Origin of the sequence: Paenarthrobacter sp. CAP02, assembly GCF_040137855.1 — a bacterium.
Taxonomy (GTDB): Bacteria; Actinomycetota; Actinomycetes; order Actinomycetales; family Micrococcaceae; genus Arthrobacter.
Genome location: NZ_JBEEII010000008.1, coordinates 54821 through 67975 on the forward strand (window position 1 = coordinate 54821; position 13155 = coordinate 67975).

Here is a 13155-nt window from a genome sequence, read left to right on the forward strand (position 1 = left end):
CCTAGATGGCAAGAGCGGCGGATATTCGTTCTCTGTTCAATGCCCAAGCAAGTTCCGGTTCCCGGTCGATAACCTCGACCCGGATGACATGCGGCATACCCATGGCGGGCAGGACCAGATCTTTCATGGCGTCGTAGAAGGCTCGCTGTTTCGCCCGACTCCTCGGACCGAAATTCACGGTGTCCTTGGCAGCCCAGCCAGTTCGGTCCATTCGAGGACCGTGCAGCCGGCAGAGAGCCCGATACTCCTCTGGGTCAAACCCGTAGTCGATGTCAGGCCAATAAAAGTCCAACATCTTCAGTCGGTGGGTACTGAAGTGCTGCTCTTCATCCACCTCGATGTGGATGCCGGTTGGTTCGTGGATCAAGTCGAAGTCAGCTCGCTTGGTGCGCTTCGGCGAGCGCATGACATCCAAGTAGCCATCAAGAGCTTGTGCCATCTCCAGGACCGTGTCGAAGAGTGGTCCAGATTGAGTCGCCAGACCAAACGGCCCTCGGGTGCCGATCCAGTCGTAATTAGGAGCCGGCACCAAAGTTACACCGTCCTTGGCGGCAGCGATGAGAAACCGCTGCTCGCACTCTGGCAACTTCGGCAATTGATCTAACCGAGATACTGAAGGGCCTGTTCAATGACACTGATGACAGCCGTCGATACACCCTTTGCACCGTACTCAGCTACGATGCCGGTCAGACGCTCCAATGCCTGACGGATCTTGCCTGGCTCACCATTTACATCGGCGGTCTCTTCCTCAATCTCACCCACGAGAGTTTCAGCAGCCTCCAGCTGCTCTTCCGGCAGATTGAGAGCGCTGCTCAACGCTCGGTATGACTCGATGACATCAGTGATCTTGCCCAGCTGCTCCTGAGTCAGAGTATTGCTCTGAGTCACGTTCGAGCTGTCCTGAGCCACGTTGACGTTCTGAGAGCCGGTGATGTTGATGCTGCGGTCTGTCATTGAGAGTCCTCCTGCGTGCCAGTCATTCACGGAGCGACCGCTTTCGACGGCTCGGGTTCCTTTTGAAGTGATTTCTGCATAGTAGATGTCGTTGTCGGCGGTCTATTTGCCGACGATGAAGCCTTCTTCATCCAACCAGTTCTTGGCGTCCTTGAGTTCCTGCTCGCTGTACGGCGAGCCGTAGAAGGTGTACTCGCTGTGGAAATCACCAGGAGCGTCGTCGCCCTCGTAGAGCCAGTGCAGGTAGGCATCGCGGCATGCCCTGTTGCGACGGACCTTGTTCTTCATGAATGTCCGGTATTCCTTGGCCATATCTAGGCCCGCTTGCTGAATGAAGACGTTGTTGATGCCAGCCAACGACTCAAAGCACTCCACCATGCCCAGAGACTGCAGGTACTTGAGGTCGCTGGTTATGGCTCCGGGCTCAAGCCCCCACTTCTCACTTTCAGCCCGGAGCGGACTGACACCTACCTGATGATCTCCGTCAAGTGGTTCTAGCTCCGTCAATGCCTGCATGAGGCGCAACTGGCGCAGGCCAGCTGGTGATTGGATCAGCGATTCAACAACGGACAATGTTCCCCCTAAGGCTTGCTAACTACCTGGCTCCACCACTCTAGCCATGGGGCCTGTCAATGACTGGCACACGAGTCACGTTGTCCTGCGGACCGCCTGTGAGCGTCCTCACACCATGACGGCTGAACTACGCTTCCCGGTATGGGGTCAGCACGTCGCGACAAGCGCCGCGTGTTCGCCAAAGCAGAAACTCCCATCACCGATCCGCACACCGAACTGCTTTACCAGACCGCGTCGAGGGCCATAGCGTCCATCGAGACCGCGTAAGCCTGTCGAGTAAGACCCCCAGAAGTACATACGTGCTCTCACTGGTCAGAGCACGCTCTCGGACAGAACACAAAGAAGGCCAACGGGGCCCAACCATGGGCAAGCGGCCGCGATGTCATCCGAATAAGCAATCGGCCGGCGCATCATGTTGCGCTGACAACGCTACACATATGCCGGAGGAATTGCCGTCCACCATCGACTATCACACTTGCCCAGAAGCTCCTCGCATACCGGCTTGGGTCCTCGATCATCGAGATTGCCCAGTCGCAACCAATGGTGGCTCGACGCCTCGACACATTTCCCAGGTCACCGTAGTCTTCGGATAATACTGGGGACGTTCAAGGAGTCGCAATGTCTAAGAACTCACGCTTCAAAAGCGGCTTTACTCTTGGTGGTGAACAGGCAGAAGCGGATCCTCTTCTTTCAGATGCCTTCTACGAGTCCGGCGACTACGACGTCATCCGCTCTAAGGAAGATCCCAGATGCTTCGTCATCGGGCGTACCGGGGCAGGAAAGTCTGCGGCATTCCAACGCATCGAAGAAGAGATCCCGGAACATGTCATCCGAATCAACCCTGAAGACTTGTCTTTGCCTTACATAACCGACTTGCAGGTTATCCGATATCTTGACTCCCTCGGCGTCAATCTTGATCTTTTCTGGATTGCTTTGTGGAAGCATGTACTTCTTGTCGAAATAATACGTCATCGCTACAGCGTCAATACACCGGCTGCAAAGCAAAGCTTTCTGAAGAACCTCCGCGAACGGATATCAAAAGATCACGGCAAGGAGGCGGCACTCGGCTATCTTGACGAATTCGAGGGTAGGTTTTGGTGTGAGACAGAGGAGAGAGTTCGCGAGATAACGGACAAGTTCACCCGCCGCATTGATGCCGAAGTTGAAGGAGGGACTACTGGCGGCTTGGTTTCAGCGCGTGCTGTCGCGTCCGCTGGCACGGAGGCTTCTACCGAATCTAGGGCAGAACAAACTGAACGGTTTCAGCGAATTGTTAATGACACACAACTGGCAAAATTAAACAAGATGATCTCCGTGCTGGACGAAGATATACTTGATGACCAACACTTCACATATGTCATTATCGATGATCTGGACCGGGACTGGATCGATGAGCGACTTGCAAATGACCTGATCCGCTGTCTTTTTCGAACCGTCTTGGACCTAAAGCGCGTGCGAAATCTCAAAGTCGTGGTCGCACTAAGAACAAACATTTTTCAAGAGCTCGATTTCGGAAAGAAGAGCGGCGGGCAGGAGGAAAAATTTCGCTCACTGGTCTTACACCTCCGGTGGACACGGGCAGACTTGCAAGAGCTTCTGGACGAGCGCGTCAAGGCATCAGCGACAAGGACCGACGTCGCAGCCACGTCGATGGGTGATCTTCTTCCTCATACCAATAAAACGAGAGGGAATCCTCTCCAGTACATGTTGGAGCGCACCCTCATGCGGCCGCGCGATGCGATCGCCTTCGCAAACGAATGTCTTGGCGTGGGTATTGGAAAGACCCGATTGACTTGGCAGGACATCCACAATGCAGAGCGCACCTATTCGGCCAAACGCCTCCTCGCGCTTCGAGACGAGTGGAAACCCACATATCCTGGGATTGATCAAGTTTTTACCAAGTTTCGCGGGTGTTCGGCTCGCATGGATAAACAAGAATTCCAACGCCGACTTGATGAGGCTATGCTGCTTATATCAGAACCGAATTTCCCTGGCACTGACTGGCTAAGGGATCTATCCGCGGCCATGTGGTCCCCTGGAAAAGACTCAACGGGCTTTGCTCTTTATCAGCCACTGGCAAAGTTGCTATATTCTGTTGGACTCATAGGCTGTGCAGTTCGTTCTTCACGAGCACCGACATTCTACCTCGACGACCCTTTATTTGTCGATTCCGAGTCAAACTACGAACAATGTGAATACTTCTTTCTGCACCGCATGTATCAAGCCGCATTGGATGCGAAGGCAGGAAACGCTGAAACTACCAACTGACAGCACCTATACATTCGCACTAGATTGGACATTTATAGGTCCGATTACGACTGTCTCGCCCTTATAGTAGCTGTCTTGACGCATGGTCATCACGCAAATGGCGGAAGACCAAGCCCTCGAGATCCATCAGTCTCTTGAAAATTCCCCTGTAACGGTGAATGCGTTGCTCCGATCTTGGGAACAACTCATCCATTGTTGTATTCCGCCGCCGTAAGCACTGTCATTCTGCCCATGGCATCTCTCGAGGCTGTGGACGGAGAGATAGCTGCGCCTGTGGATGAGGTCCGCGATCTCGTCAACTCAATCAGTGTGTTCAACCTCCTTGGCAGTACAGCTAGGATTTGCCCGAAACGGCCGTCGGCTGGACTCAGTCCCGCCGTCGCTCGAGAGCTTGGTATTGCTGCTGAGTAGGAAAGCGCCAGTCCCAGAGATCGGAGTCTCAATGGCCTTGAACTGTGGCTTGTGTCGTTCTTCAAGCGCGATGACGGCAGTTTCGCTCAGCTCCAGGCGAGGACCCATTTGATAGCACTCGGCCGACCATTGCCGCCGAACTCTCTGAATGTCCCTGCAAATGCAGACCGCTTCCGAATCCGCATCATGTCGCTACTGCCACTCACATGCATGAGTAGACGAAGGCCCAAGGAGGGAAGAGCCAATGGGCGCAATTAGTCACGATAAAGAAGATTTAAGTGTGGACAGTGTCCACACCCCCTTTGGTCTGACAAAGCAGCCACCGTCCACGTCTCCTCGCTCGAGGAAGGAACCGCAGTCAGGATCTTTAGTGCAAGTTCCCAAAGTCATGTCGTGCGCAGCATCCCTACCCATGAAGGGGTGTAGGCCAACCACGACCTACTGAACGAACCAGGAAAGGACCGCATAGGCCCAGTTCAGAGCAAGCGGCGGGTCCCAGCCACGGCCCTGAACCCGCTCCCCCACAACAGAACAGGCGACCCGCAGCGCCAGGCACACCCCGCGGCCAGTGTCAGAGGGACCTGACCAACCAGAATGTACACACGTAAAGCAAAAACCCCTCCGAAGAGGGGTCATGCCGTGCCCGAGGTGGGACTCGAACGCGATTCTGGGCCTTGTAAACACTGGGAAGTCGCGGAAACATGCGGAATCCGAGGCAGTCCGGCAGTTGTACGGGCCAGTCCGAAGGGAAAGGTGTGCACAATGTGCACACCTCCTTTTTGCGATTCCGACGCACCAGGTCAGCGGGCTACGAGGTGCTTCGAAATTGCCGCTGCAGAGTCCCTTAAGTCGATGCCTCCTGCGGCGACGCCCACAACCAGCTCGAACCCCTCATCAGTTGCGAAGTCGTGGCGGCCGTGGACTAGTTGCCGTCGCTCAGGGGATGAAAACGTGCGACGGACTCCAACAAAGCAGCTGCTTTCGTCGCCAGATCACCGTATGCCTCTGCACCCATGACGGTTGTCGCAGGCCTGGCCAACGCCGATGCCAACAGACCAACATCCCGGATGTGGAAGCCATAGCGGTCTACAACCTGCAGGGCGTCCTCAATGTCCAGGTACGTTGTCACGCGTCCTCAAGGCGGGTCAGCAGTTCAGCGTCGTGACTCGTCACAAAGTCCAACCCTTCACTGATCTCCCGGCGACGGGCGTGCCGCTGCAAGACCAACTCAGCTCCCTGCAGGAGAAGCGCCGACTTGGCCGCTCCACTTAGCCTTCACCGATCTGGCACAGGAAACTGCCCCGAGTGGCTCAGCAAGCGTGTCAACCATCACCCGGGAATTCCGTACGCTGATTTCTCGGGCCCCTAAAACCCCTGCCGAACCAGCCTTCCGCACGGCTTCTTGGGCAGCAAGCCCTTTTTCCTCTACCTGCATTGTGCACGACGCACCGTGACCCGAGACCCCTCATGTCTAACGTGATTTTCCACACACCAAGTTCAACCCGGAATCATGAGGAGATACATATGCCGAACTACAGGGTGTCGATGGATATCGGCGGAACGTTCACTGACATCGTCGCGTACGACCAGGCTGCAGGGACCTATGAGGCGACGAAAGCATCCACCACGCCGGGCAACTTGAGCGCCGGCGTCATCGCCGGCCTCGAATCGATTGTTACCGACCTTTCCGATGTAGAGTTCCTGGTCCACGGCACGACGCAGGGACTGAACGCTTTCCTTGAGCGCCGCGGTGTTTCCGTTCTACTACTGGCGACGGCCGGCCTCGAGGATTCGTACCACATCGCCCGTGGCCCGCGCCTGGAGCTCTATAACGCCCAGTACCGGAAGCCGGCTCCCTTGGTCGAGCGGAAGGACGTCATCGGCGTCGGCGGCCGCCTTGACGCCCAAGGCCTGGTAATCCGCCCGCTCGATGAAGTTGCCGTCCGCCAGGCGGCCCGCCGTGCCCTGGAAGAGGGATACGGCGCTGTAGCCGTGGCATTTCTCTTCAGCTACAAGAACCCGGCCCACGAACTTCGCGCCCGCGAAATCCTGCTCGAAGAACTCGGCGAAGACTTCACCGTCTCCCTCTCCCACGAAGCAGCGAAGGAATGGCGCGAATATGAGCGCACCTCCTCCGCCGTCGTCGAGGCCTACACCGGCCCCGTGGTCCGCAACTACCTCCTGGACCTGGAAGAAAAGCTCGCCGACCGCGGCGTGGAGGCCCCGCTGCACATCATGCAATCCTCCGGCGGCGTACTCACCGCGGAATCAGCCCGCAAGCGTCCCCTCCAAACGCTGCTGTCCGGACCGGTTGGCGGTGCGATGGGTGACGTCGAACTGGCTGCCGTTTCCGGCAACCGCAACCTCATCGGCGTTGACATGGGCGGCACCTCCTTCGACGTCTCCCTGGTGGTCGACGGCAAACCCGACGTTTCCACCGAGGCCCACCTCGAAGGCCTGCCGATGCTCATGAGCGTCGTCAACATCCACACCGTGGGAGCCGGCGGCGGCTCGGTGGCATGGCTCGAAGCCGGCGGGCTCCGGGTGGGCCCACGATCCGCCGGTGCCACTCCCGGCCCGGCCTGCTACGGCCGCGGCGGCACCGAACCTACCGTCACCGACGCCAACCTCGTGCTGGGCCGGGTCGACCCCGACTGGTTCGCAGGCGGTCAGGTCGCCCTTGACCGGGAAGCGGCCATCACGGCCCTCAAAACCGTGGGGGACCAGCTCAGCCTTGACCCGATCGCTATGGCCGAAGGCATCTGCGATGTCGCCAATTCCCAGATGGCCCAAGCTATCCGGACCATCACGATCTCCCGCGGCATCGAACCTCGCGACTTCGCCCTGGTCGCCTTCGGCGGCGCGGGCCCCATGCATGCAGTCTTCCTCGCCAAGGAGCTGGGGATCCCGGAAACCGTGGTTCCCCGCTTCCCCGGCGCGTTCTCGGCTTGGGGCATGCTGCAGACCAACATCCGCAAGGACTTCTCCGAGCCGTACTTCTACCTCGACGAAGACATCGACGTCGCCGACATGTCCGGGGTCCTGCGGCGGATGGAAGTGGAGGGACTAGGGTCCCTCGTCTCGGAGGGGGTTCCGGAGGAAAGCCGCCGGACCAATCCCTCCGTGGACGTGCGCTACCAATCACAGGAATTTTCGCTGAACGTTCCTTTGACCTCCGCCGACGAGCCCGAGTCAAGAGACTTCGTCGCGAACCTGGCGGCCCGCTTCTCCACCATGTACCACGAGCGCTATGGGCACTCCAACCCCGGAGCGCCCATCGAAATCGTCGCACTGCGCATGCAAGCTGTGGGCGACCTGGGCCGACTGCAAGCACCGCTCTTCCCTGCAGCCCAGAGCCCCGAGTTCAAACACCAGATGCGCCCGGTTGTCTTTGACCACTCGGAACACGAAACCACCGTGGTGCGTCGCGACGATCTGGCCGCCGGCCACGCTTTTGAAGGCCCCGCGATCATCGTGGAACAAACTGCCACCACCGTGGTGCCGCCCGGGTTCAACGTCACGGTCGACGAGTTCGGCTCCCTGGTCATCCGCATCGAAGACGCCGAAGGAAATTGAGGTACCGCAAATGACAATCACTGCAGTCAAAACCCTGGATCCCGTAACCGTTGAAATCATCCGCAACGCTCTCACCAGCGCCGCGGACGACATGAACGCCACCCTAATTCGCTCCGCCTACTCACCCATCCTCTACGAAGGCGGGGACTGCGTGGTGGCGCTGCTGGACACCAAACACCGCGTCCTCGGTCAATCCGCCGGGCTCCCGCTGTTCCTCGGCAACCTCGAAACCTGTTCCATCGCCGTCGAAGAGCTCTACGGCCGCGAAGTCTGGCAGGAGGGGGACGTGTGGATCCTCAACGACTCCTACCTCGGCGGAACGCACCTCAATGACGTCACCATCTTCGCGCCGATCTTCGACAACGGATCTGTAGTCGGTTTCGCCGCAACCCGGGCGCACTGGATGGACATGGGGTCCAAGGACGTGGGCGGCTCGATGGATGCCACCGATATCTTCCAGGAAGGCTTCCGCATGGGGCCGGTCAAACTCATGGAGGCCGGCATCGAAACCTCCGTGGTGGACCTGATCCGCACTAACGTTCGCTTCCCTTACCAGACCATCGGCGACATGCATGCGATGATCGCCGCACTCCGGATGGGAACCACACGGATGAAAGAACTGGTGTCCAGGTATGGGATGGAGCAGCTCGATGCGGCCCGTGATGAAATCTTCCGGCAGACCGAGGAGATCGAGCGCGAAACCGTCCGGAACATTCCCGACGGCGTCTACGAAGCCGAAGGCGTGCTGGACAACGACGGCATCAATCTGGACACCCCCATCCCCATCCGCTTGAAGATCACCGTGGCCGGCGACACGGTGGACTTCGACGTCACCGGCTCGGCCGACCAGACCATGGGCCCGGTCAACTGCGGCGCAGCCCAAGCCGTTTCCGCCCTGCGCGTGGGGTACAAGCTCCTGGTCAGCCCGGACTCCAATTCCAACGGCGGATCCTTCCGCCCACTGACTACCCAGGTCCGTTCCGGCTCCGTGCTCGGCGCCGTCGCACCGGCACCCTGCCAGTGGTACTTCTCGCATCTGGGGCTGCTGATAGACCTGGTCTCCAAGGCCATGGCACCGGCGATGCCTGACCGCGTAGCCAGCGCCAGCCACGGCGACTCCATGATCATCACCGCGGCCGGCTTCGATCCCCGTTTCGGCCGGAACTTCGTCAGCATGGAAGCCACCCTGGGCGGCTGGGGCGCATGGAAGGGCACGGACGGCGAATCCGCCATGATCAACAACGTCAACGGTTCGCTGAAGGACCTGCCTGTCGAAATGATGGAAACCCGCTACCCGCTGCGGATCAACGAATACTCCATCCGGCCGAACTCAGGCGGCCCCGGGCAGTGGCGCGGTGGCAACGGAGTGGTCCGTGAATATGAGTTCCTCGCCGACTGCGTGGTGGGTCTCTGGTTCGAAAGGTCCAAGACACCGGCATGGGGCCTCTTCGGCGGCTCCGACGCCAAGGGCCCGGAAGTAGTGATCAACCCCGGCCGCCAGGATGAGGTCCGGACACTGAAAGCCAACGCACGGAAAATCAAGGCCGGCGACGTGGTTCGCCTGGCCGTAGGGGGCGGCGGTGGATTCGGCGATGTCGCCCAGCGCTCCCGCGAAGACATTGAGTACGACATCGTCAATGGATTCATCACCGAGGACTTCGCCAAGACCCACTACGGCTACTAAACGCTTCATCGAAAGGACTGACCGTGAAATTCAAAAAGCGCCCGGCCGCCGCGATGGCCCTCATGAGCCTCGCCCTGCTGACCTCCGCATGCGCCCCGCCCGCCCAAAGCAGCACCACAGAGGCATCCGCTGCAAGTGCGGACCAGAAGCTCAACGTCGGATTCTTTGGTTTTGCCAAATCCAACGGCTTTGCACAGGGCACGTACCTTGGAGTGGAGCAGGCGGCCAAGGCCAACAACGCCAGCGCCACCTTCGTGGACTCCAACTTCAGCGCTCAGACCCAGGTCCAGCAAATTCAGGATGCCGTCACGTCCAAGCAGTTCGAGGTGATCGTCGTCCAGGCCAATGACAACCAGGCCCTCATCGCCCCGCTGACCCAGGCAGTGCAGGCAGGCATCACTGTAGTCGTCGAGTTCTCCGTCATCGGGCCGAAGTTCGATACTACCCAGCCGCAGATCCCCGGCGCCATCAGCATCGTGGACCTGCCCACCCGCAACGGCAAGATGCTCGGCGAGATGGGCAAGGAAGCGTGCGCCCAGGTGCCGGGCGACACCTGCAAGGTGGCCTACCTTGAAGGCTTCAAGTCCCTACCTTTGGACAATGCCCGGACCGAGGCCGTGAAAGCGGAACTGGCCACCGATCCGAAGATCAAACTCGTGGCCAGCGTGGAAGGCGGCTACACGCAGGACAGCGGCCGGCAGGCGTTCCAGAACGTCTCCCAGGCGAACCCTGAAGTCAACGTGGTGATCGGCGCATCCCAGGCCATCACGGGAGCCGCCGCGGCCGCCGGGAACAGTGCCATCAAGTTCATCGGCAACGGCGCGTCTGTATCCAACGTGGAAGCGGTCCGGTCCGGCAAATGGTTCTCCATCTATGTGAGCGACGTCGTGGCCAACGGCGCCAAGGCCACCGAACTGGGGCTGGCCAAAGCCCGGGGAAAGCAGGTGGAAACCGCTATCGACGAAGCCAGTCTCTCCCCCAACAACGGCAAGGGCACCAAAGAAGCACTGGATTCCCTGAACTACGTCTCAAAGTACTCGGACTAGCACAGCCCCGCTTCTAACACCCCGGGGCCGGGGCCCACCGCTTCGGCCCCGGGACCCTGGCCCTAAGTTCCCTTCCACTTCCAGAGGTCAACATGGCTATACAACAGTTGGAAAAACACGAGCACGCCAGCCGGAGAACCGCCCCCGAAATCACCGTCTCCGGGATCGGCAAGAGTTACGGGGCAACGCAGGTGCTGAGGGACGTCACGTTGTCGGTGACCCCCGGGGAAATCCACGGCATCATGGGGGAAAACGGCGCCGGAAAGAGCACGCTGCTCAAAATCCTGGGCGGAGCCATCACGGCGGACTCCGGAACCATGGAGCTGGACGGACAGCCGGTCAGGATCGCAACCCCCCGGGACGCCATATCCCACGGGATTTCTCTCATCTCCCAGGAATTGGCACTGATCCCTAACCTGTCGGTGCTGGAAAATGTCTTTCTGGGCCACTGGTCGAACAGGGGCAGCCTCCTCTCCCCCAACCGGGACTGCGACCATTTCGCCCGGCTGTTGGAAGAGACCGGTTTTGAGCTGGACCCAAGGGCAACGGTGGGGACCCTTCCCATCGGACAACAGCAACAGGTGGAAATCCTGAAAGCCCTTGCCCGCGGGGCAAAGGTGCTGTGCATGGACGAACCCACCGCCGTCCTTAACGAGGCGGAGAAGGAAAAACTCCTGCAGGTCGTCAAACGGCTGGCCCGCACCGGAACCACCGTCCTGATTGTCTCCCACTACCTGGAGGAAGTCCTGGGACTGGTGAACCGGGTGACCATTCTGCGCGACGGACAGCACATCGTTACCGAAGACGCCGGGGGCCACACTCCAGAGTCGCTGGTACGGCTCATGGTGGGCCGGGAAGTCGATTTCCTCATCCCGGACGTTCCGCAGGTACCGTCCGAAGCCGGGACGGTTATCCGGGTGGCCGGATTGACCAGTGCCAAGGTCAAGGACATATCTTTGGAGGTCCGCCGCGGGGAGATCCTAGGCATCGCCGGGCTGGTGGGCAGCGGCCGCAGCGAAACCCTGCTCGCCGTTTTCGGTGCCGACCGAACCACCGGCGGCCACGTGGAAATCAACGGCCGCCGCATCCGCCCCAGCTCCATCAGGGACTCCATCAAGGCCGGTATCGCCCTCATTCCCGAGTCGCGGAAAGAACAGGGTTTGGTCATGTCCCGACCAGTCGGCGAGAACATTGCCCTCTCGACTCTGCCCGCACGCTCATGGGCCGGCTTCGTCAGGACCCGCCGGGAATGGACGGAGGTCAAGGACGTCAGCAAGTCAGTCGACCTGCGCGGAGCCCGCCCGGGACAGCCGATAGCCAACCTTTCCGGAGGAAACCAGCAGAAAGCACTTTTCGGCAAATGGCTGTTGAATCCTCCGGCGGTTCTCCTGGTAGATGAACCCACTCGGGGCGTGGACATCGCCGCCAAGGCCCGGATCCACAGCATCATCGTTGAACTGGCTGCGAGGGGCACAGCAGTCATCGTGGTCAGCTCCGAGCTTGAGGAAGTGCTCGGTCTGTCCCACCGTATCCATGTCATGAGGCACGGGCGCATCGTTGCCGAGTTCGACCGAAACGCCACCCGTGACGAAGTCATGACTTCCGCTTTTCTGAAATAGGTGAACCACATGACCACTACGTCAGTTGCCGTGCCCTCGTCGGCAGGGAAAAAATTCAATCTGAACTTCAAAGACTTCGGGATCGTTTTTGGCCTGGCAGCCATCATGCTGTTCCTGACCCTGAACACCGGAACATTCCTCACCGGCCGCAACTTCATCAACTTGTTCGACCAGGCCGCCGTGGTGGGGCTGCTCGCCGCGGCAGCCACCCTGTGCATCATCAGCGGAGTCTTCGACCTCTCCTCGACCGCCACCCTCGCGGTCTCCGCCATTTCGGGCGTGATGATCACCCAACATTTCGGCGTTGCGGCCGGTTTCTTCGGGGCGTTGCTTGTGGGTGCCCTGCTCGGTTCGATTACCGGGCTGATCGTGGTCAGCACGAAGGTCAACTCGTTCATCGGGACACTGGCGGTGAGCATCATTTACAGGGGGCTGGCCATTGTGATCACCGGCGGTTCCATCGTCGCGCCGCTTCCTGACCAACTCGCATCCTTCCAAACCTGGACCTGGCCAAGCCTCCTCGGCCTCACCGCCGGTTCGGTCCTGATGCTGGCGATGACCGTTGTGCTGGGAATTGTTCTGTGGCGCACCACTTTCGGGCGCAGGATCTACGCGGTAGGCGGCAATCAGGAAGCCGCCCGTCTCAGCGGCATCCGGACCGGTTCCATCCACGTCGCCGTCTTCGCCATCAGCGGACTGTGCTCCGCCATGGCTGGAATGATTTTGGCCTCACGTGCCGGGTCAGCCCAGCCAGCCATGGCCATCGGCATCGAACTCACCGCCATCGCCGCCGTGGTCATCGGCGGCACCAGCATCCTGGGCGGACAAGGTGCCATGTGGAGGGCCTTCGTGGGAGTCATGATCCTCACCGTGATCAGCAACGGCTTCAACTTGCTGCACTGGGACACCACCTACCAGCAGGTGGTGACCGGCGTCCTCATCCTCGTGGCCGTCGCGGCCGACGGATTATTCTTCCGCAAATCCACCAGATGACCGGCCAGGGTGGACCCTAGAGATATGACAC

General features: G+C 59.7%; 11 protein-coding genes. 7 read left to right on the top strand and 4 right to left on the bottom strand.

What is annotated here, in order from left to right:
- Window position 1 precedes the first annotated feature (1 nt).
- The 3 genes from ABHM97_RS14695 to ABHM97_RS14705 all read right to left on the bottom strand — a co-directional run bounded on the left by ABHM97_RS14695 (window position 2) and on the right by ABHM97_RS14705 (window position 1527).
- Window positions 2-595, bottom strand: coding sequence for a DUF7255 family protein (locus tag ABHM97_RS14695; RefSeq protein ID WP_349471286.1), 594 nt, complete (start codon window positions 593-595; stop codon window positions 2-4).
- A 5-nt stretch (window positions 596-600) separates the two neighbouring features.
- On the bottom strand, window positions 601-954 hold the full coding sequence (locus ABHM97_RS14700; RefSeq protein ID WP_349471287.1) for a hypothetical protein: 354 nt from the start codon (window positions 952-954) through the stop codon (window positions 601-603).
- A gap of 102 nt (window positions 955-1056) precedes the next feature.
- Window positions 1057-1527 (bottom strand): hypothetical protein, encoded by a 471-nt coding sequence (locus tag ABHM97_RS14705; RefSeq protein WP_349471288.1) that lies wholly within the window; start codon window positions 1525-1527, stop codon window positions 1057-1059.
- A gap of 141 nt (window positions 1528-1668) precedes the next feature.
- On the opposite strand from ABHM97_RS14705, the gene ABHM97_RS14710 reads away from it, so the two are divergent.
- Both ABHM97_RS14710 and ABHM97_RS14715 read left to right on the top strand, forming a co-directional pair.
- A complete protein-coding gene (locus tag ABHM97_RS14710; RefSeq protein ID WP_349471289.1) occupies window positions 1669-1794 on the top strand; it encodes a hypothetical protein in 126 nt (41 codons plus the stop codon).
- A 351-nt stretch (window positions 1795-2145) separates the two neighbouring features.
- Window positions 2146-3795, top strand: coding sequence for a P-loop ATPase, Sll1717 family (locus ABHM97_RS14715; RefSeq protein ID WP_349471290.1), 1650 nt, complete (start codon window positions 2146-2148; stop codon window positions 3793-3795).
- A gap of 1333 nt (window positions 3796-5128) precedes the next feature.
- Here ABHM97_RS14715 and ABHM97_RS14720 read toward each other — a convergent pair.
- Window positions 5129-5335 (bottom strand): type II toxin-antitoxin system death-on-curing family toxin, encoded by a 207-nt coding sequence (locus tag ABHM97_RS14720; RefSeq protein ID WP_235522130.1) that lies wholly within the window; start codon window positions 5333-5335, stop codon window positions 5129-5131.
- 395 nt (window positions 5336-5730) lie between these two features.
- Between ABHM97_RS14720 and ABHM97_RS14725 the strand changes: the two genes are divergently transcribed.
- The 5 genes from ABHM97_RS14725 to ABHM97_RS14745 all read left to right on the top strand — a co-directional run bounded on the left by ABHM97_RS14725 (window position 5731) and on the right by ABHM97_RS14745 (window position 13124).
- Window positions 5731-7782 (top strand): hydantoinase/oxoprolinase family protein, encoded by a 2052-nt coding sequence (locus ABHM97_RS14725; RefSeq protein ID WP_235522129.1) that lies wholly within the window; start codon window positions 5731-5733, stop codon window positions 7780-7782.
- Window positions 7783-7792: 10 nt separating this feature from the next.
- Entirely contained in the window at window positions 7793-9466 is a 1674-nt protein-coding gene (locus ABHM97_RS14730; protein ID WP_349471291.1) for a hydantoinase B/oxoprolinase family protein, read from the top strand.
- A gap of 23 nt (window positions 9467-9489) precedes the next feature.
- The gene (locus ABHM97_RS14735; protein WP_235522127.1) at window positions 9490-10512 is read left to right on the top strand and encodes a sugar ABC transporter substrate-binding protein; all 1023 of its coding nucleotides are present in this window, start codon (window positions 9490-9492) and stop codon (window positions 10510-10512) included.
- Window positions 10513-10604: 92 nt separating this feature from the next.
- Entirely contained in the window at window positions 10605-12131 is a 1527-nt protein-coding gene (locus tag ABHM97_RS14740) for a sugar ABC transporter ATP-binding protein (protein ID WP_235522126.1), read from the top strand.
- A 9-nt stretch (window positions 12132-12140) separates the two neighbouring features.
- Window positions 12141-13124 (top strand): ABC transporter permease, encoded by a 984-nt coding sequence (locus tag ABHM97_RS14745; protein WP_235522125.1) that lies wholly within the window; start codon window positions 12141-12143, stop codon window positions 13122-13124.
- Window positions 13125-13155 lie beyond the last annotated feature (31 nt).

Coding starts and splice junctions, on each gene's coding strand:
- ABHM97_RS14700 (WP_349471287.1), bottom strand. CDS start 954: ATGACAGACCGCAGCATCAACATCACCGGCTCTCAGAACGTCAACGTG.
- ABHM97_RS14710 (WP_349471289.1), top strand. CDS start 1,669: ATGGGGTCAGCACGTCGCGACAAGCGCCGCGTGTTCGCCAAAGCAGAA.
- ABHM97_RS14715 (WP_349471290.1), top strand. CDS start 2,146: ATGTCTAAGAACTCACGCTTCAAAAGCGGCTTTACTCTTGGTGGTGAA.
- ABHM97_RS14725 (WP_235522129.1), top strand. CDS start 5,731: ATGCCGAACTACAGGGTGTCGATGGATATCGGCGGAACGTTCACTGAC.
- ABHM97_RS14730 (WP_349471291.1), top strand. CDS start 7,793: ATGACAATCACTGCAGTCAAAACCCTGGATCCCGTAACCGTTGAAATC.
- ABHM97_RS14740 (WP_235522126.1), top strand. CDS start 10,605: ATGGCTATACAACAGTTGGAAAAACACGAGCACGCCAGCCGGAGAACC.
- ABHM97_RS14745 (WP_235522125.1), top strand. CDS start 12,141: ATGACCACTACGTCAGTTGCCGTGCCCTCGTCGGCAGGGAAAAAATTC.